Annotated in this window: 19 protein-coding genes and 1 riboswitch; of the genes, 8 read left to right on the top strand and 11 right to left on the bottom strand. The window is 66.8% G+C overall.

What is annotated here, in order from left to right:
- The coding region (locus tag Q0U08_RS09520; RefSeq protein WP_298091201.1) for a metal/formaldehyde-sensitive transcriptional repressor at window positions 1–188 on the bottom strand (188 nt) is incomplete at its 3' end.
- Window positions 189–281: 93 nt separating this feature from the next.
- Between Q0U08_RS09520 and Q0U08_RS09515 the strand changes: the two genes are divergently transcribed.
- The 3 genes from Q0U08_RS09515 (at window position 282) to map (ending at window position 2,338) form a co-directional block, all read left to right on the top strand.
- Window positions 282–1,130, top strand: a complete 849-nt coding sequence (locus Q0U08_RS09515; RefSeq protein WP_298091200.1) for a PEP-CTERM sorting domain-containing protein — start codon at window positions 282–284, stop codon at window positions 1,128–1,130.
- Window positions 1,131–1,356: 226 nt separating this feature from the next.
- Window positions 1,357–1,563 (top strand): ParD-like family protein, encoded by a 207-nt coding sequence (locus tag Q0U08_RS09510; protein WP_298091199.1) that lies wholly within the window; start codon window positions 1,357–1,359, stop codon window positions 1,561–1,563.
- Window position 1,564: 1 nt separating this feature from the next.
- Window positions 1,565–2,338 (top strand): type I methionyl aminopeptidase, encoded by a 774-nt coding sequence (gene map, locus Q0U08_RS09505; protein WP_298091198.1) that lies wholly within the window; start codon window positions 1,565–1,567, stop codon window positions 2,336–2,338.
- A 6-nt stretch (window positions 2,339–2,344) separates the two neighbouring features.
- Here the strand turns inward: map and Q0U08_RS09500 are convergent, their stop codons facing one another.
- From Q0U08_RS09500 to hppD, 5 genes are all read right to left on the bottom strand, one after another.
- Window positions 2,345–2,740 (bottom strand): hypothetical protein, encoded by a 396-nt coding sequence (locus tag Q0U08_RS09500; RefSeq protein ID WP_298091197.1) that lies wholly within the window; start codon window positions 2,738–2,740, stop codon window positions 2,345–2,347.
- A gap of 68 nt (window positions 2,741–2,808) precedes the next feature.
- The gene (locus Q0U08_RS09495) at window positions 2,809–3,198 is read right to left on the bottom strand and encodes a Rieske (2Fe-2S) protein (RefSeq protein ID WP_298091196.1); all 390 of its coding nucleotides are present in this window, start codon (window positions 3,196–3,198) and stop codon (window positions 2,809–2,811) included.
- Window positions 3,195–3,827 carry a maleylacetoacetate isomerase gene (maiA, locus tag Q0U08_RS09490; RefSeq protein WP_298091194.1) on the bottom strand — a complete coding sequence of 211 codons (633 nt, stop codon included), beginning with the start codon at window positions 3,825–3,827 and terminating at the stop codon, window positions 3,195–3,197. The genes Q0U08_RS09495 and maiA overlap by 4 nt, the downstream gene beginning before the upstream one ends.
- Window positions 3,824–5,107 carry a homogentisate 1,2-dioxygenase gene (gene hmgA / locus Q0U08_RS09485; RefSeq protein WP_298091193.1) on the bottom strand — a complete coding sequence of 428 codons (1,284 nt, stop codon included), beginning with the start codon at window positions 5,105–5,107 and terminating at the stop codon, window positions 3,824–3,826. Before hmgA ends, maiA begins: the two co-directional genes overlap by 4 nt.
- A 118-nt stretch (window positions 5,108–5,225) precedes the next feature.
- Window positions 5,226–6,287 carry a 4-hydroxyphenylpyruvate dioxygenase gene (gene hppD, locus Q0U08_RS09480; protein ID WP_298091192.1) on the bottom strand — a complete coding sequence of 354 codons (1,062 nt, stop codon included), beginning with the start codon at window positions 6,285–6,287 and terminating at the stop codon, window positions 5,226–5,228.
- A gap of 64 nt (window positions 6,288–6,351) precedes the next feature.
- Between hppD and Q0U08_RS09475 the strand changes: the two genes are divergently transcribed.
- A complete protein-coding gene (locus tag Q0U08_RS09475; RefSeq protein WP_298091191.1) occupies window positions 6,352–6,813 on the top strand; it encodes a MarR family winged helix-turn-helix transcriptional regulator in 462 nt (153 codons plus the stop codon).
- Between the two features lie 205 nt (window positions 6,814–7,018).
- Here the strand turns inward: Q0U08_RS09475 and Q0U08_RS09470 are convergent, their stop codons facing one another.
- Genes Q0U08_RS09470 through cobU form a run of 5 tightly spaced genes read right to left on the bottom strand, consistent with a single transcriptional unit; the run spans window position 7,019 to window position 11,954 of the window.
- Complete coding sequence (locus Q0U08_RS09470; protein ID WP_298091190.1) at window positions 7,019–8,029, bottom strand: glycosyltransferase family 4 protein; 1,011 nt, start codon at window positions 8,027–8,029, stop codon at window positions 7,019–7,021.
- A 10-nt stretch (window positions 8,030–8,039) separates the two neighbouring features.
- The gene (locus tag Q0U08_RS09465) at window positions 8,040–9,635 is read right to left on the bottom strand and encodes an alpha-amylase family glycosyl hydrolase (protein WP_298091188.1); all 1,596 of its coding nucleotides are present in this window, start codon (window positions 9,633–9,635) and stop codon (window positions 8,040–8,042) included.
- Entirely contained in the window at window positions 9,632–10,747 is a 1,116-nt protein-coding gene (locus Q0U08_RS09460) for a glycosidase (RefSeq protein WP_298091187.1), read from the bottom strand. Before Q0U08_RS09460 ends, Q0U08_RS09465 begins: the two co-directional genes overlap by 4 nt.
- Window positions 10,748–10,783: 36 nt before the next feature.
- Window positions 10,784–11,410, bottom strand: a complete 627-nt coding sequence (locus tag Q0U08_RS09455) for a TetR/AcrR family transcriptional regulator (protein WP_298091185.1) — start codon at window positions 11,408–11,410, stop codon at window positions 10,784–10,786.
- A gap of 31 nt (window positions 11,411–11,441) precedes the next feature.
- Window positions 11,442–11,954, bottom strand: a complete 513-nt coding sequence (gene cobU / locus Q0U08_RS09450; protein ID WP_298091183.1) for a bifunctional adenosylcobinamide kinase/adenosylcobinamide-phosphate guanylyltransferase — start codon at window positions 11,952–11,954, stop codon at window positions 11,442–11,444.
- Between the two features lie 25 nt (window positions 11,955–11,979).
- Window positions 11,980–12,185, top strand: a riboswitch (cobalamin riboswitch).
- Between the two features lie 127 nt (window positions 12,186–12,312).
- On the opposite strand from cobU, the gene Q0U08_RS09445 reads away from it, so the two are divergent.
- The 4 genes from Q0U08_RS09445 to Q0U08_RS09430 form a co-directional block, all read left to right on the top strand.
- Window positions 12,313–14,247, top strand: a complete 1,935-nt coding sequence (locus Q0U08_RS09445) for a TonB-dependent siderophore receptor (RefSeq protein ID WP_298091181.1) — start codon at window positions 12,313–12,315, stop codon at window positions 14,245–14,247.
- The gene (locus tag Q0U08_RS09440; RefSeq protein ID WP_298091180.1) at window positions 14,222–15,223 is read left to right on the top strand and encodes an aminotransferase class I/II-fold pyridoxal phosphate-dependent enzyme; all 1,002 of its coding nucleotides are present in this window, start codon (window positions 14,222–14,224) and stop codon (window positions 15,221–15,223) included. Before Q0U08_RS09445 ends, Q0U08_RS09440 begins: the two co-directional genes overlap by 26 nt.
- Window positions 15,220–15,831, top strand: a complete 612-nt coding sequence (gene cobO / locus Q0U08_RS09435) for a cob(I)yrinic acid a,c-diamide adenosyltransferase (protein WP_298091179.1) — start codon at window positions 15,220–15,222, stop codon at window positions 15,829–15,831. Before Q0U08_RS09440 ends, cobO begins: the two co-directional genes overlap by 4 nt.
- Before the next feature lie 5 nt (window positions 15,832–15,836).
- Window positions 15,837–16,333 (top strand): ABC transporter substrate-binding protein (locus Q0U08_RS09430; protein WP_298091202.1); only part of this gene is annotated, 497 nt, incomplete at its 3' end.

Below are 16,333 nucleotides of genomic sequence, written 5' to 3'. Positions count from 1 at the left end.
GCATGGAGGTGATCCTCCACCAGCTCGTCCATCAGCCCCGCCACCGCACCACGCACGGCGGCAACGAGGTGCAGGGTATCCGCGCATTCCGCGTCGGTGAGCACGGAGCGCTCGACGGCGGCGACCTGCCCGGCAATGCGGCGGACGCGCGCGACGATCTTGTCCTTGTTGGTGGTAACGTGAGCCATAGCGTATAGGGGTATAGGGTATCGACGATGCTGGTGCAAGGCGTGGGGGGCGGCTAGGAGCGGCGCGCGAACGGACAAGGGGTGGGAAGCGCCATGAAGATCGGTATCATCGTTGCGGCGCTGTGTTCGCTGGTTGCCTCGCCGGCTGCGGCCGAGACGATCCTGTTTGTCGGCAACAGCTTCACTTTCGGCGCGAACTCACCGGTCATGCGCTACCGTCCCGATGCAGTGACCGACCTGAACCGCGAGGGGATCGGCGGCGTGCCGGCGCTGTTCAAGACCTTTGCCGAGCAGGCGAAGCTGGACTGGAAGGTCAGCCTGGAAACGGCGCCGGGCAAGGACCTGGCCTATCATTTCGAACACAAGAAGCGCCAGATCGACCGGCGTTGGGATGTGGTGATCCTGCAAGGATACAGCACGCTGGATCCGGCCAAGCCCGGCGATCCGATGCGCCATGCCGGGGCGGCAGCGCAACTGGCCGCGATGGTGCGGCGGGCAAACCACAAGGTGCGGGTCGAACTGGTGACGACATGGAGCCGCGCCGACCTGACCTATCGCCTTGCGAGCCCGTGGCGGGGGCAGGGCTATGCTGCGATGGCCGAGACGCTGGCGACGGGTAATGCATTGGCGGTGCGCGCCAGTTCCGACATTGCCGGCGCGATTCCAGTGGGGCAGGCGTGGACGCGGGCGATGCGCGAACGGATCGCCGATCCCAATCCCTATGACGGTATCGCCTTCGGGCAGGTCGATCTGTGGACGTGGGACCAGTATCATGCGAGCGCGGCCGGCTATTATCTGGAAGCGCTGACGATCTTCGGTCGGGTGACCGGTGTCGATGTCCGTACCCTGGGTCGCGACGAGCGCGCTGGTCGCGATCTGGGACTGGAGCCGCAATTGGTGGAGCGATTGCAGGCGGTCGCGCAAGCGGAATTGACGGTCTGACTCACGCCGATCGGGTTATCAACAGGTACAATCGGCCGTATCCGCGTTCACGTCTGGCAGGCGGAGCGCACAGCCATTGGCGGGCGGCACCTAGATGGGCTCGGTTGAGCAGCCATGACCACATCTGAGGCGCATTCTTCGCGGTCGAGGCGAGATGTTCGATACAGATGCCGATTGACTGTGAATATACGAAACATATATGCTTCGTATAAAGGAGCGATTGGGCATGGGTATCGTGAAGATCGATGATGATCTGCATGAAGAGGTGCGCAGGGCGAGTGCGGTGATGTGCCGGTCGATCAATGCGCAGGCGGAGTTCTGGATGAAGGTGGGGATGATGGCCGAGTGCAACCCTACACTTTCGTTCAATGATATCATGAAGATGCAGGTTGAGGCGGCGCAAGTGGGGCGCGCGCGGGCGGTGGCTGCCTGAGATGGTGAAGACGCGTGAGGAGATGGCGTTGATGCGCCAGTCCGGGCGCTTGCTGGCGTCGGTGTTCGAGATGCTGGATGGGCAGACGCTGGCGGGCATGTCGACGCTGGCGGTGAACGACATGGTGGATCGCTTCATCACCCATGATCTGGCGGCGCGGCCGGCGAGCAAGGGGCAGTACGGCTTTGCCTATGTGCTGAACTGTTCGATCAACCAGGTGGTGTGTCACGGGGTGCCGGACGCGAACATGATCATCCGGGACGGTGACATCATCAACCTGGACATCACTTTGGAGAAGAACGGCTTCATAGCCGATTCCAGCAAGACCTACATGGTCGGCGAGGTGTCGCCGGCCGCAAAGCGGTTGGTACGCGTCGCGCAGGAGGCGATGTGGAAGGGCATCGCCCAGGTGCGACCCGGTGGGCATGTCGGCGATATCGGCTTCGCGATCGAGCGACATGCCAAGAAGAACGGGTATTCGGTGGTGCGCGACTTCTGCGGCCACGGCATCGGTCGCGAGATGCACGAGGCGCCGGACGTCTTGAACTTCGGTCGGCCGGGCACCGGCGCGCCGCTGCGCGAGGGGATGACCTTTACCGTCGAGCCGATGATCAACCAGGGCACGCGCAAGGTGGCGACCATGAACGATGGCTGGACGGTGGTGACCGGCGACGGCAAGCTGTCCGCGCAGTTCGAGCATACCGTGGCCGTCACACAGGACGGCGTCGAGGTGCTGACGCTGCGGCGGGACGAACGGCCGATGGCGGCGCGCTGACGATTGTCAGTTCGCCACGCGGGTAAGGCGCAGTCCCGGCGGTTGCACGAACACGGGGCGCGTCGCGGCCGAATAGACGGCACGGCCATTGCTATCGACCGCCAATATGTCCGCCCGGCGACGGCGTTCGGCGTAGCGGAAGTGGATGCGGTCCAGCTTGGCCTGCAAGGCGGCGCGGTGTTCGGGCGTCAGCGTGCCGCCGTCGCGTGCCTGTTGCTCCAGCGCTTCCGCGCGGAAGGCCAGCATGCGCCGACGGAATGCCCGGTCGTCTCCTTGCGTGTAGAGCGTCGGATAATATTGAATGCCCTGCCACATATTGGGAGTGGGGGCGTCGATGCCATATTCAGGGGGCTGGGCGGTGACCTGACCAGCGGCGGCGGCGAAAAGGAGGATGGAGAGCATGCTCACGGCGTCCTTTCATATCGGGTTGCGATATCAACGCCTTAAGCTGCACGAACGTTGCCATGCGATCAATCCTGATCGGCGGCGGCGGTGACGATCTGACCATCTGTGACGGTGACGGGCCACGGCGTCAGCCGTTGGCCTGCGCAGGGACCACCGAGGCAAAGACCGTTCTCTACCGCGAAGACAGCACCATGCCAGGAGCAGGCGATATGCGTGCCGTCCGGCGTCAGATAGGCGTCGAGCGCCTGGGCAAGCGGCAGGCCCATGTGCGGGCAGCGATCGGCATAGCCGTGCACGGTGTCGCCGCGGCGGACGATGAAGCCGTGGAAGCGGCCGGCGCGCATCTGGAGGACGAAGTTGCGCGCGGTGCCGTCCGCGATCGCCTCCAGTGGTCCGAGGCGTACACCGGCGGGGGTGGCGGTCAGGCGCGTCTGGGCGTCGGAGCCTTCGTTCATGGAGCGTCGGGCTGCGCGTCAGGATGGGCTTGCGGCACGCGGCCGTCGAGCTTTGCGGCAGCGGCGGCGATGTGCGGGAACGGCGCCATGTCGAGGTCGAAGCGCAGCGCGTTATAGACCTGGGGGAGCAGGTGGCAGTCTGCGACGGTTGGCGTATCGCCATAGGCAAAGCCGCTGCCGCGGCGGGCGATCATCATCTCCAGCGCTTCGAACCCTTGGGTGATCCAGCGGCGTATCCAGCGCGATACCGCAACGTCCTGTGCATCAAAGTCGCGGCGCAGTGCCGAGAGGATGCGCAGATTGTTCACCGGATGGATGTCGCAGGCGACGATTGCCGCCATGGCGCGGACGACCGCACGGGCATCGGGATCGGCCGGCAGCAGCGGTGGATCGGGAAAGCGCTCATCCAGCCATTCGAGGATGGCGGGGCTTTGCGTCAGGACCAGATCGTCCGCCTCCAGCGTGGGAAGCAGGGCTTGCGGGTTCAGCGTGCGGTAGTCGGAGGTCGCCTGCGCCCCCGTGCGCAGATCGTGCGGCACCTGTTCATAGGCGAGCCCCTTCAACCCGAGCGCGAGGCGGACACGGTAGGCGGCGCTGGAGCGCCAATAGCCGTGCAGGCGCAGCTTCACGGCAGTCGGGCCTTGGGAAAGTCTTTCCACACCGCGTCGTAATCGAGTTGCGCATGATCCTGCGCAAAACGGGTGGGGCGATAGGGCCAGCAGCTTTCCAGCATGAACGCCATCGTGCCGTCGATCTTGTGCGGTTTCAATTCCGCCTGCGATGCGCCCTGCCAACTGGCGAGATCGGGGCCGTGGCCGGCCATCAGGTTGTGGAGCGACAGGCCGCCGGGCTGGAATCCTTCCGCCTTGGCATCATAGGCGCCGGTAATGAGGCCCATCGCTTCCGACATGACGTTGCGGTGGAACCAGGGGGGGCGGAACGTGTCCTCCGCCACCATCCAGCGCGGCGGGAACAGGACGAAATCGGCATTGGCGCGGCCGGGCACGTCCGATGGCGAGGTCAGCACCGTGAAGATGGACGGATCGGGATGGTCGAAGCTGACCGTGCCGATCGTGTTGAAGCGCGACAGGTCGTAGCGCCAGGGTGCGAGGTTGCCATGCCATGCGACGACGTCGAGTGGGCTGTGGTCAAGTTCGGTCGTCCACAGGCTGCCGAGATATTTCTGGACGACCTGGGTAGACGTATCGCGATCCTCGAACCACGCCCCCGGCGTCTCGAAATCGCGCGGGTTGGCGAGGCCGTTGGCGCCGATCGGGCCGAGATCAGGCAGGCGGAACAGCGCGCCGTGATTTTCGCAGACATAGCCGTGGGCTTTGCCATCGGGGAGGGACACGCGGAAGCGGACGCCGCGGGGGATGAGGGCGATCTGGCCGGGGGAGAGGTCGAGGCGACCGAGTTCGGTGAAGATCGCCAGGCGGCCGGACTGGGGGACGAAGAGCAGTTCGCCGTCCGCGTCGGTGAAGACGCGGTCCTGCATGTCGGCGTTGGCGGCGTAGAGATGGATCGCCACCCCATCCAGATCGGCGGGATCGCGGTTGGCGAGCATGGTCGTCATGCTGTCGAGCCAGTCGGTGCCGTGGCCAGGAGCGGCAATGGGGTCCCAGCGGAGGCGGTTGGGAGGAAGGGGGCCGGAGACGGTGCCGGGAGCGAAGCGGGGGGCGCCGTCGTAGCGGCTGTACGGCGGATGCTCCGCAGTGGGGCGCATGCGGTAGAGCCAGGAGCGGCGGTTTTCGTGGCGCGGCGCGGTGAAGGCGGTGCCCGACAGTTGCTCGGCGTAGAGGCCGAAGGCGGGGCGTTGCGGCGCGTTGCGGCCGATGGGAAGCGCGCCGGGGACTGCCTCGGTCGAGACGTGGTTGCCGAAGCCGGGGGTGTAGCTGGGGTCGTTCATCCGTTCTCTCTCCATCACCACGCCGCTGCGTCAGACGCGGCAAAGCCGCGCCCTGTGCGGCGGCTTTGTCGCGCTGGCCGGGCGCGGGCCTCGCCTGCGCTCGGCATCCGGCCGATGCTCAGGCGTCGACCGTGATGACCCCGCGCCGAATCTGATCCAGTTCGATCGATTCGAACAGCGCCTGAAAGTTGCCGTTGCCGAAGCCTTCATTGCCCTTGCGCTGGATGATCTCGAAGAAGATCGGGCCGACCATGTTCTCGGTAAAGATCTGGAGCAGCAGTCCCTCGCCGCGTTCCACCGAGCCGTCGATCAGGATGCGGTTCCGGCGCAGGCGCTCCAGATCCTCGCCGTGACCGGGGACGCGCTTGTCGACCAGTTCGAAATAGGTTTCGATCGTGTCCTGCAGACGCACGCCGCGTTCGCGCAGCTTTTCCACGGTTTCGTAGATATTGTCGGTGGTCAGCGCGAGGTGCTGGATACCCTCGCCCTGATATTGGCGGATGAATTCCTCGATCTGGCTGTTCTCGTCCTGGCTTTCGTTCAGCGGGATGCGGATCGCCTGGTCGGGGGCGATCATCGCCTGGCTGAACAGGCCGGTCGCCTTCCCCTTGATGTCGAAATATTTCTGCTCCTCGAAGCCGAAGATGCGGCCGTAGAAGCTGGACCAAGTGCGCATCTCTCCGCGGCGGACATTGTGGGTGAGGTGATCGAGCAGGTCGAGGCCGACGCTGTTCTCCTCGGCCGCCTGCTGCCAGCCGGGGACTTCGGTCCAGTCGGCAAACAGGTCCTCGCCGGCGGCGACGAGGTAGAGATAGGAGCCGCCGATACCCTCGATCGTGAAGCTGTCCTCACCGAATGCACCGACCGATGGATCGACCGCGACGGCGCCGTGCTGGAGCGCATGGGCGTGCGCGGCGGCCGGGTCGGCGACGCGAAAGCCCATGCCGCTGGCGGAGGGGCCGTGTTCGGCGCGGAAATCGGCGGCCTGGCCGGTTTCCTCGGCATTGAGCAGCAGGTTGATGCGACCCTGAACGTAGCGGGTGATCGCCTTGGTCGGATGGCGATGCGCCGCGACGAAGCCCATCATCTCGAACTGGCGGGCTAGCGCGTCCGGCTCGGGCGAGGTGAACTCGCAAAAGGCAAAGCCGTCCAGCCCCAGCGGGTTCGTTTCGACGGACATGGCATCCAACTCCTGATCTGGTATCGTTGGTTACCAATGTGCCGCAGCGAAGGGATGGTGTCAAATGTTACGATCGGAAGACAGCGGTGCGGCGGTGCTTCGGCTGGACGACTTCCTGCCCTATCGGCTGTCGATCGCGTCCAATCTGGTGAGCGGGCATATCGCCAGCGCCTATGAGCAGTTGTTCGGGTTGAGCATTTCCGAATGGCGGCTGGTCGCGATCGTGGCGGAGGAAGGACGGATCGCGCAGTCCGCGATTTGCGAGCGGAGCCGGATGGACAAGGTGACGGTCAGCCGCGCCGCGATCGCGCTGGCCGATCGCGGGCTGGTGGCGCGGGTGCCGCATGACGGGGATCGGCGGTCGCATCTGTTGATGCTGACCGGGGCGGGGGAAGAATTGTACGCGCAGGTGGCGCCCAAGGCGCTGGAGCTGGAGGCGCGGCTGTTTGCCGGGTTTTCCGAGGAGGAACTCGCGGGGTTTACCGCGATGCTCAGGCGGATGGAGCGGGCGGTTTTGGGATCTTAGAGCATCGTGCGCAAAACCTGACGCAACATCCGTTCGGCCTGAGCGAAGTCGAAGGCCATGCGCGTACGGCTGTGCTTCGACTTCGCTCAGCACGAACGGATCAGGTTAAAGGCTCGATACTATAGAGGCTGCGCTGCTTGGCTGCCCCTCACCCTCCCACTGCCAGGGCAGTGGGCCCCTCCCTCTCCCCAAGGGGGAGAGGGCATCATGTATCCAAAATGTCCCGGTAGAGCGCGATATAGGCGTCGGCCATGCGGTCGATCGAGAAGCGCTCAACCGCCGTGCGGCGGCAGGCGGCGCGGTCTATGGTGTCGAGGCGGTCGATCGCCCTTACCGCTTCCTCCACGTCTTTTACCAGGAAGCCGTTGACGCCGTCTTCGATCAGCTCTGGCATCGATCCGCGGTCGATCGCGATGACGGGGGTGCCGCAGGCCATCGCCTCGACCACCGAGAGGCCGAAAGGCTCGTCGAAGTTGATGAGGTGGAGCAGCGCCTTGGCGCTGCCGAGCGCGCGGGTGCGGGCCTCGCCACCGAGCGGGCCGTGGTAGATCACATCGGTGCCATCGACATGGGGTTCGACATCGCGTTCCCAATAGCCCTGGTCCTGGACGATGCCGGCCATGTGGAGGCGGCGGCCGGTGGCGCGGGCGGCGTCGATCGCCTCTCTGGCGCCCTTATCGGGGTGCATGCGGCCGAAGAAGAGCAGGTCCTCGCTGCCGGTAGCGTCGAAGGGGAAGTCGTCGACGGGGATGCCGTGATGGATGGTTGCGGCGTAGCGCAGGGCCGGGTGGCGGTCTGCGTTCGAGATCGCGACATAATGCACGCGGTCCTGATAGGGTTCGTACATCGGCAGGATGCGATCGGACGAGAAGCCGTGGATGGTGGTGACCATCGGTGTGGAGACCAGCGGCGCAAAGGCGTGGGCGGGGAAGTCGGCCTGATTGTGGATCAGGTCGAACTCGGCGGCGCGGGCGAAGACGGTGGAGAGATGGCGCATCTCCCAAACCTTGGCGTCGATCGACGGATCTTCGGAGTAGGCGGCGGGGACGGGGCCGGCGAGGGTGGCGGCGGTGATGCTGTCCTGCGTGGCGAAGAGGGTGACGTCTAGCCCGCGCGCGACGAGCGCCTCGGTCAGCAGGCTGGTGACGAGTTCCCAGGGTCCATAGGCGCGCGGCGGGGTGCGCCAGGCGATCGGGGCGATCATCGCGATCTTCATGAAAGGGGCGTTACCGTTCTGGCTGGAGGATGACGCCCTGATCGGGGGCGAGGGTATCGGTGAAGGGATCGGGCGTGGTGGACAGCAGCAGGTGCCACGGACCCGGCGGCAGGACGACGGGCTGTGGCGTGTTGCCGAGGTTGAGCGCGACGACGATGCGATCGTCGCCGGAGATGCGTTCATAGGCGAGGACGTCGCCCTGCGCCTCGATCAGGCGAAAGCTGCCGACACTCAGCGCGGGGTGGCGGCGGCGCAGGGCGAGCAGTGCCTTGTGCAGCGAGAGCATCGAGGCCGGGTCGGCCCGTTCGGCGGCGACGTTGCGGGTCTGCCAGTCCTGGCCGAGCGGCAGCCACGGCTCGGCGGTGGAGAAGCCGGCATGGACGCCCGCATCCCATGGCATCGGTGCGCGCACCGGATCGCGGCCGAGGCCGAGGCCGGGTTCGCGCAGTTCGCGCGGATCCTGCACCCGGTCGGGTGGGATGACCGCATCCTCCAGCCCCAGTTCGTCGCCATAATAGAGGGTGGGTGTGCCACGCAGGGTGAGGAGCAGCATCGCGGCGACGCGGGCCTGGGCGGCACCGCGCTTCGTGGCGCTGCGCGGGCGATCGTGATTGCCCAGCACCCAGTTGGGCCAGCCGCCGGGGGGCAGCGCGGCTTCATAGTCGGCGATCATCTGCGCCAGCGTCCGCGCGTCCCAGCGGGCGTCGATCAACTGGAAGTTGAAGGGCAGGTGGACGCCGCTTTCGTCCTGCCCGTAATAATGCATGAGGCGTTCGAGCGGCAGGTAGATCTCGCCGATCAGCACGCGCTCGTCGCCGGGCGTGCTGTAGTCGTCCGCGATGCGGCGCATGTCGCCGGCGATGGCGTGCACCTCGGGCTGGTCAGTGGAGTGGAGTTGCAGCACGCGGTGCATCTCCCCCATGCTGACATGCCAGGCGGGGTTCAGCGGGTTATCCGGGAAGTCGGCATGCTTGACCATGTGCCACAGAACGTCGATGCGGAAGCCGTCGACGCCGCGGGCGAACCAGAAGCGCAGCACGTCCAGCATCGCGGTACGCACATCCGGATTGCGCCAGTTGAGGTCGGGCTGCTCCTTCAGAAAGGCGTGGTAGTAATATTGGCCGGTGCCCGCGTCCCATTCCCAGGCGGGGCCGCCAAAGTCGCTGATCCAGTTGTTGGGAACGCCGCCATCCGGTGCCGCATCGCGCCACAGATACCAGTCGCGTTTCGGGTTGTCGCGCGAGGCGCGGCTCTCGCGGAACCAGGGATGCTGGTCCGAACTGTGATTCGGCACGAAATCCAGCAGCACCTTTAGCCCGCGGGCATGGGCGGCGGCGAGCAACGCATCGAAATCGGCAAGCGTGCCGAAGCGCGGATCGATCCCGCAATACTCCGCCACGTCATAGCCGAAATCGGCCATGGGCGAGGGAAAGATCGGCGAAATCCAGATCGCATCCACGCCGAGATCGACCAGATGGTCGAGGCGCGCGGTGATGCCGTTGAGGTCGCCGATGCCATCGCCGTCGCTGTCCTGAAACGAGCGGGGATAGATCTGGTAGAGGACGGCGGATCGCCACCATGGCGTGTCCGTTGGCGATATGCTCATCGGAAACGATCCTTTGGAATGCGGGTCATGCGGCAGGCAAGATCGGCCTCGCCGCTGGCGACGAGATAATGGTCGCCGGCATCGGCCAGTCCGGTGGAAAAGACGACGGGCGTGGGCAGGTACATCTGGTGCGCGATGTCGGCGGTGAGCGCAGGCGATGCCTCGATCAGCGGCACGCCGTCCTCCAGCCGCAGGATGCGGGTGGGATCGTCCCGGTCCAGCAGCGCCCAGAAGCTGCGATAGATGCCGACCGTCTCGCGCCGTTCGACACCGTGATAGATGGTCAGCCAGCCGTCATCGGTCAGCACCGGCTGGGTACCGCCGCCGATCTTCATCGCCGAGGTGGAGCCCTTGCGCGCGCGGATGCCCGGCGCCTCCAGCGGCTTCCAGTGGAGCGCGTCGGGCGAGGCGGCGAAGTTGATCGCGGGGCCGCCGACAAAGGGGCTGTCCTGGGGATAGGCGAAATAGACCTCTCCCAAAGGCCGGGTGAGTGCCATGAAGCGGTCGCCCACCAGCCCTTCGAACAGGATCATGTCCTTGTTCTGATGGTCCAGCACGATCCCCTCCAGCCGGTAGTCGAGGCCGTTGTCGGAGGTGTGGAGGGTGGTGCAGTGCCGCTCGGCCGAGACCGAGCAGGTGGTCATGTACCAGCGGTCGCCGATGCGGCTGATCCGCGCATCCTCGACCCCGTAATCCTGATAGGCGGCGGCGGGTTCGATCGCCTTGTCGTAATGGACTGCGACGATGCGCTCGCCCGAGGGATCGAGTTCGATCGGAAGCAGCCAGGACAGCGAGGTGAGCGCCAGCATGCGGTGGGCATGGCCCTTGAGCGCGAACTGGCGGGGATCGGTCATGTCGACGCTGGCAAGCGGATAAAGGTCGAGGACATAGCCGGCGGGCGTGCAGCGGATGGCGCGGACATGGCCATCGACCACCGGCTGGGCGAGCGCTTCGGCGATGCGGACCATCAGCAGCAGGTTGCCGTTCGGCAGTCGCGCCATGCCGGGGTTGAACGCGCCGAGCACATAGGTCGCCTCGGCGATCCCGCGGCGGAGCGGCGAGCGGGAAAGATCGACATCGTCGGGGCGGAAGATCAGGAAGTCGTCGGCCATGCGGGCGCGAACGCGGCGGTGCGGGCGGGCGTTCCTTCAGATCGCGGCGTCGCGCAGGAACACCTGCCAGCGTTCTTCGAAGAATGCATCGGGCGAAAGGCCGCAGAACGGGTCAGGCAGGCCGAATTGCAGGCGCCGGGTAGGTCCGTCGATCAGGTCTTCGAGCAGGTGGTACAGGCAGGTCGGGTCGGCCGCGCGCAACAGGCCAGCGGCCTGGGCGCGGCGGACGCGGTCCAGCATCGGTGCCGAAATGATCCGGTTCCAGGTCGCGAAACGGCTGCGTATTTCTTCCGAATAGGCAGCTTCCGAGGTGAGGAAGGCCATGAAGCGGATATTGTCGGGCGAGAGGCAGAAGCCGAAGAAATGTCGCGACGCACGCTTCAGCGAGGCAAGGGGATCTTCGGTGCCGTCACCCTCCACAAAGGCCTCGGCCAGCCGATCCAGATCGCGGCTCACCACGGCATCGAGCAGTGCCATCTTGCCGGGATAGCGGCGATAGATGGTGTGCTTGCTGACCCCGACCGCGGCGGCGATCTCCTCCATCGAGGTGCCGTCGATACCGCGGCAGCAGAATGCTTCGCGCGCGCCGGTCAGGACGAGGTCGTTGATCTGTTGTGCCTGTTCGCGCGTGGGCCGTCCGGTGGTGCGTTTGTCGGTGGGCATGATGGTTCTTTTGCGGGCAGGTGCCCTTTCGTCAAATATCGAGGGGCATGAGGCGGAGTGCCAGGCCGGCGGCGACGAAATAGGTACGATCCACGACGGCGGCCACCGCCTGGTTGAGCCGGCCCGCCTCGTCACGAAAAGCGCGGCCGAGGGGCGTTTCTGGGACAAGGCCCAGGCCCACCTCGTTGGAGACCAGGAACAGCGGCGCGCGGACAGCGCCGATCGCGGCGAGCAGGTCGGCGCGGGCGGCGGCGACATCGTGATCGCCCAGCATTACGTTGGTCAGCCACAGGGTCAGGCAATCGACCAGGATCGCGCCGCCCGCGGCACTGCGGATCGCACCGGGCAGATCGACCGGGCAGTCGATCGTGATCCAGCGTCCGTCGCGGTCGGCGCGGTGCCGGGCGATGCGGGCCGCCATCTCGGCGTCGAACGCCTGACCCGTCGCGCAGTAGATCAGCGGCGCGGCGAACCGCTCCGCCGCGGTCTGCGCCAGTCGGCTCTTACCCGAACGGGCACCCCCCAGGAACAACGTCGTCGCCATCTTGCCCCCTTGCCCGCCGCCGCCTAAGGGCGCAAGCGTGACAGGTTCCCGGAGACGGGATGAAAAGGGAATCCGGAAGCGACGCCTGACAAGGCGGGCGTGATCCGGAGCTGCCCCCGCAACTGTGACCGGCGAGCCTCACCCATCCCATGCCACTGGAGTCGATCCGGGAAGGCCGGGCGCGGCGCTGACCCGGGAGCCAGGAGACCTGCCTGTCGCGGTCTGTCCTTCGCGCGGACGGGGTGTGCCGGGCGATCGAGGAATGATCCTCGCGTGACGACGTCTTTTGGGGGCGTGGCTGCGGCGAGGCTTGTCCGGCGCGTGCCCCCTGTTGTGAACGCAAGGGGGAAAGAACACCGTGACGACATTTCGATATCTTCTGGCGACGCCGCTGCTGCTCGCCGCGTTGCCGGCCGTGGCGCAGAGTGCGCAGTCGGGTGCTGGGCTGGAGCAGGTGCAGGACGCCGAGAACCGCATCGTGGTGACCGCCAACCGTGCCGCGCAGCCGATCGACCGGGTGGGCCAGGCGGTGAGCGTGCTGGACACCGCCGAGATCACGCGGCGCCAGTCGGTGGCGGTGGCCGACCTGCTGCGCCAGACACCGGGCGTGACGATCGCGCGCAACGGCGGCCTTGGCACGCAGACGGGCGTCAGCATCCGCGGCGCGGAGACCGACCAGACGGTGGCGCTGATCGACGGAATCAAGCTGAACGATCCGTCGGCACCGGGCGGCGGGTTCAATTTCGGCGGGTTGCTGGTTGGCAATATCGCGCGGATCGAGGTGCTGCGGGGCGCGCAGTCGGTGCTGTGGGGCAGCCAGGCGATCGGCGGGGTGGTGAACCTGATCACGCGGCAGCCGACGGACGCGCTGTCGGTCAATGCGCGGGCCGAGGGCGGCTGGCGCGATACGGGGCAGGTGTTCGCCAACGTCTCGGGCAAGGCCGGGCCGGTCGCGGCAAGCCTCGGCGGCGGTTATTTCACCAGCGACGGCCTGTCCGCCTTCGCCCGCGGAACCGAGCGGGACGGATATCGCAACTATGGCGCGAACGGCAGCGTGACGGTGAGCGTGACCGATGCCCTGTCGCTGGATCTGCGCGGCTTCTATTCGGATGGCCGGACGGAGATTGACGGCTTTCCGGCACCCGCCTTCACATTTGGCGACACGCGCGAATATGGCACGTCGAAGCAGTTCGTCGGCTATGGCGGTGCCAATCTGGCGCTGTTCGACGGGCGGCTGCGCAACCGGCTGGGCTATGCCTATACGCAGACGCGGCGGCGCAACATCGATCCGGACGGCGTGCCGACCGAGACGTTTCGCGGCAATGGCCGCAACGAGCGGGTGGAATATCAGGGGCTGCTCGACCTGTCCGATGCGGTGCAGGGCACGTTCGGCGCGGAGCGGGAGGTGACGCGCTTCACCACCACCAGCTATGGCGGGCCGGAGACGCGCGGGCGCGCGCGGCTGTTCAGCGTCTATGGCCAGTTGGCGGTGACGCCCGTCGCAGGGCTGACCGTGACGGGCGGTGTGCGCCATGACGATCATAATGTCTTCGGCGGCGCGACCACGGTGTCGGCGAGTGGCGTCTGGTCGCCCAATGGCGGCAACACGCTGTTCCGGGGCAGCTATTCGGAAGGGTTCAAGGCGCCGACCCTGTACCAGTTGCAAAGCGAGTATGGCAACGCGCTGCTCGATCCCGAACGGTCGAAGGGCTGGGATGCAGGCGTTACGCAGCGCGCGCTGGACGGCGCGATCGAGGCGAGCGCGACATGGTTCCACCGCATCTCGCGCGACCTGATCACCTTCGTGTCGTGCAGGACGCCGCTGACCGGTATCTGCGCAGGGCGGCCGTTCGGCACCTATGACAATGTCGCGCGGGCGCGGGCGCAGGGGCTGGAGTTCACGCTGGCGCTGGTTCCGGTCGAGGCGTTGCGGTTGAGCGCGGCCTATACCTATCTGGATGCGGAAGATCGTTCGGCGGGCACGGCCGGCTTCGGCCGGCGGCTGGCGCGGCGGCCGGACCATAGCGTGACGGTGAACGCCGATTACCGCTGGGCGTTCGGACTGGAGACGGGGGCGACCGTGACGAGCGTGGGCGACAGCTTCAACGATGCATCCAACGCCCGCCGGCTGGATGGATACACGCTGGTCGATCTGCGCGCATCGATGCCGCTGACGGGCAATCTGGCGGTCTATGGCCGGATCGAGAACCTGTTCGACGAACGTTATCAGACGGTTCTCGACTATGGGCAGCAGGGGCGGGCGGCCTTTGCGGGCGTTCGGTTGGCGTACTGACGTGATGGGCGGCGCGTGCGATCTGGCTCCGTTCTACGTGCATGGCGGGCGGGTGGCGGAGGCGCGTGCCGTCTTCGGGGGTGAGGACTGGATCGACCTGTCGACGGGGATCGCGCCGCGCGCCTATCCGGTGGAGGAGGCGGGGCTGGAGCGGTTGCCCGAGAGTGGGGCAGTGGCGGCGCTGGAGGCGGCGGCGGCGCGCGCGTTCGGGGTGCCGGCGGGGCGGTCGGTGGTGGCGGTGCCGGGAACCGACCTGGCGATGCGGCTGCTGGCGCTGCTGATGCCGGGGGAGCGGCCGGCGGTGGTGGTGCCGGGCTATAGCGGGCACCGGGCAGCGTGGCCGGCGGCGGTGCCGATCGGGTGGGATGCGCTGGGACAGGCCGGCCATGACCTGACGATCCTGGCGAGCCCGGCCAATCCGGACGGCCGGCGGCTGGACCCGGTGGCCGCGCGCGACCTGCTGGCGGTGGGCATGCTGGTGGTGGACGAAGCCTATGCCGATCCCGCGCCGGGACTGGCGGCGATGCACGAGCCCGGACTGGTGGTGCTGCGGTCGTTCGGCAAATTCTATGGATTGCCGGGGGTCAGGCTGGGTTTCGTCATCGCGGCGCCGGCGCTGGCGGAACGCCTGCGCGCGCTGCTGGGGGACTGGCCGGTGAGCGGGCCGGCGGTGACGATCGGGACCAAAGCCTATGCCGACAAGGCGTGGCAGGTGGAGCAGGTGCGGCGGATCGGCGATGCGGCAGTGGCGCTGGACGCGGTGCTGGCCTCGGCGGGGATCACGGTGATAGGCCGGGCGGGACTGTTCCGGCTGGTCGCGGTGCCGGATGCCGCGCGGCTGTTCCGGCATCTCGCGGAGCGGGCGATCCTGGTGCGGCCGCTGGCCGACCAGCCGGACCGGTTGCGGATCGGCCTGCCCGGATGCGACACGGCGGTGCGGCGACTGGCCGACGCCCTGCAGGAGTTCAAGCGATGACCGACAGCCCGGAAGATTTCGCCCGGCACAACGCCAAGATGAAGCGGATGCAGGCGGCGCGCGAGAAGATGCAGGCCAGGCGAACGCTGGAGCGGGGCCTGCTGATCGTCCACACCGGCAACGGCAAGGGCAAGTCGTCCTCCGCCTTCGGCATGGCGATCCGCAGCATCGGCTGGGGCATGAAGGTCGCCATCCTGCAATATGTGAAGGGCAAGTGGGAGACGGGGGAGCGCAACTTCTTCGAGGCGCATCCCGATCTGGCGACCTTCGAGGTGATGGGCGAGGGCTTTACCTGGGACACGCAGGACCGCGAGCAGGACATCGCTGCGGCGCGCGCGGCGTGGGAGCGATCCAAGGCGATGATCCTGGATCCGGATATCGACTTCGTGATCCTGGACGAACTGAACATCGTGCTGCGTGACGGAACGCTGCCGGTCAATGAGATCGTCGCGTTCCTGAAGGACCGGCCGCTGACCAAGCATATCTGCGTCACCGGGCGGCACGCGAAACCCGAGCTGCTGGAGATCGCCGATCTGGTGACGGAGTTCGGCGAGGTGAAGCATCCCTACAATGCCGGATTCAAGGCGCAGAAGGGCGTCGAATATTGATCCCGATGCGCGCGATCGGCGCGGTAGCGTGCCTGGGCGTGGTGTCCGCCGCGCCGGCGCCGCAGTTGCGCATCGTGTCGATCAATCCGTGCATCGATGCGATCCTGATGCGCATCGCCGATCCTGCGGAGATCGCCGGGATCAGTCACTATTCGCAGGATGCGCGTGCATCCTCCATCCCGCTGGATATAGCGCGGCGCTTCCATGCGACGTCGGGGACTGCCGAGGAGGTGGTCGCGCTGCGTCCCGATCTGGTGCTGAGCGGGCCGCATGTCGCGCCCTCCACGATTGCGGCGTTGAAGCGGATGAAGATCCGGCTGGTGCAATATCCGGTGCCCGACAGCGTGGAGGAAAGCGTGACGCAGGTGCGTGAGATGGCGGGTGCCATCGGCCATGCGGGACGCGGGGACCGGCTGGCGCGGGCGATCGCGGCGGCGGCGCGGCCGGTGGCGGGTGACAAGATACCCGCGCTGATCTGGCAGGGTGGGGGGCTGGTGCCGGG

Origin of the sequence: uncultured Sphingomonas sp. (assembly GCF_946477935.1) — a bacterium.
GTDB lineage: Bacteria > Pseudomonadota > Alphaproteobacteria > Sphingomonadales > Sphingomonadaceae > Sphingomonas.
The sequence above is the reverse complement of the archived record's forward strand: the minus strand, read 5'-3'. Positions and strand labels throughout refer to the sequence as shown.

Excerpts from the sequence above, each read along its gene's own strand:
- Q0U08_RS09460 (WP_298091187.1), bottom strand. The coding sequence starts at position 10,747 with ATGGCCGACGACTTCCTGATCTTCCGCCCCGACGATGTCGATCTTTCC.
- cobU (WP_298091183.1), bottom strand. The coding sequence starts at position 11,954 with ATGGCGACGACGTTGTTCCTGGGGGGTGCCCGTTCGGGTAAGAGCCGA.
- Q0U08_RS09510 (WP_298091199.1), top strand. The coding sequence starts at position 1,357 with ATGGGTATCGTGAAGATCGATGATGATCTGCATGAAGAGGTGCGCAGG.
- Q0U08_RS09515 (WP_298091200.1), top strand. The coding sequence starts at position 282 with ATGAAGATCGGTATCATCGTTGCGGCGCTGTGTTCGCTGGTTGCCTCG.
- map (WP_298091198.1), top strand. The coding sequence starts at position 1,565 with ATGGTGAAGACGCGTGAGGAGATGGCGTTGATGCGCCAGTCCGGGCGC.
- Q0U08_RS09475 (WP_298091191.1), top strand. The coding sequence starts at position 6,352 with ATGTTACGATCGGAAGACAGCGGTGCGGCGGTGCTTCGGCTGGACGAC.
- Q0U08_RS09500 (WP_298091197.1), bottom strand. The coding sequence starts at position 2,740 with ATGCTCTCCATCCTCCTTTTCGCCGCCGCCGCTGGTCAGGTCACCGCC.
- Q0U08_RS09465 (WP_298091188.1), bottom strand. The coding sequence starts at position 9,635 with ATGAGCATATCGCCAACGGACACGCCATGGTGGCGATCCGCCGTCCTC.
- hppD (WP_298091192.1), bottom strand. The coding sequence starts at position 6,287 with ATGTCCGTCGAAACGAACCCGCTGGGGCTGGACGGCTTTGCCTTTTGC.
- Q0U08_RS09455 (WP_298091185.1), bottom strand. The coding sequence starts at position 11,410 with ATGCCCACCGACAAACGCACCACCGGACGGCCCACGCGCGAACAGGCA.
- hmgA (WP_298091193.1), bottom strand. The coding sequence starts at position 5,107 with ATGAACGACCCCAGCTACACCCCCGGCTTCGGCAACCACGTCTCGACC.
- cobO (WP_298091179.1), top strand. The coding sequence starts at position 15,220 with ATGACCGACAGCCCGGAAGATTTCGCCCGGCACAACGCCAAGATGAAG.
- Q0U08_RS09495 (WP_298091196.1), bottom strand. The coding sequence starts at position 3,198 with ATGAACGAAGGCTCCGACGCCCAGACGCGCCTGACCGCCACCCCCGCC.
- Q0U08_RS09470 (WP_298091190.1), bottom strand. The coding sequence starts at position 8,029 with ATGAAGATCGCGATGATCGCCCCGATCGCCTGGCGCACCCCGCCGCGC.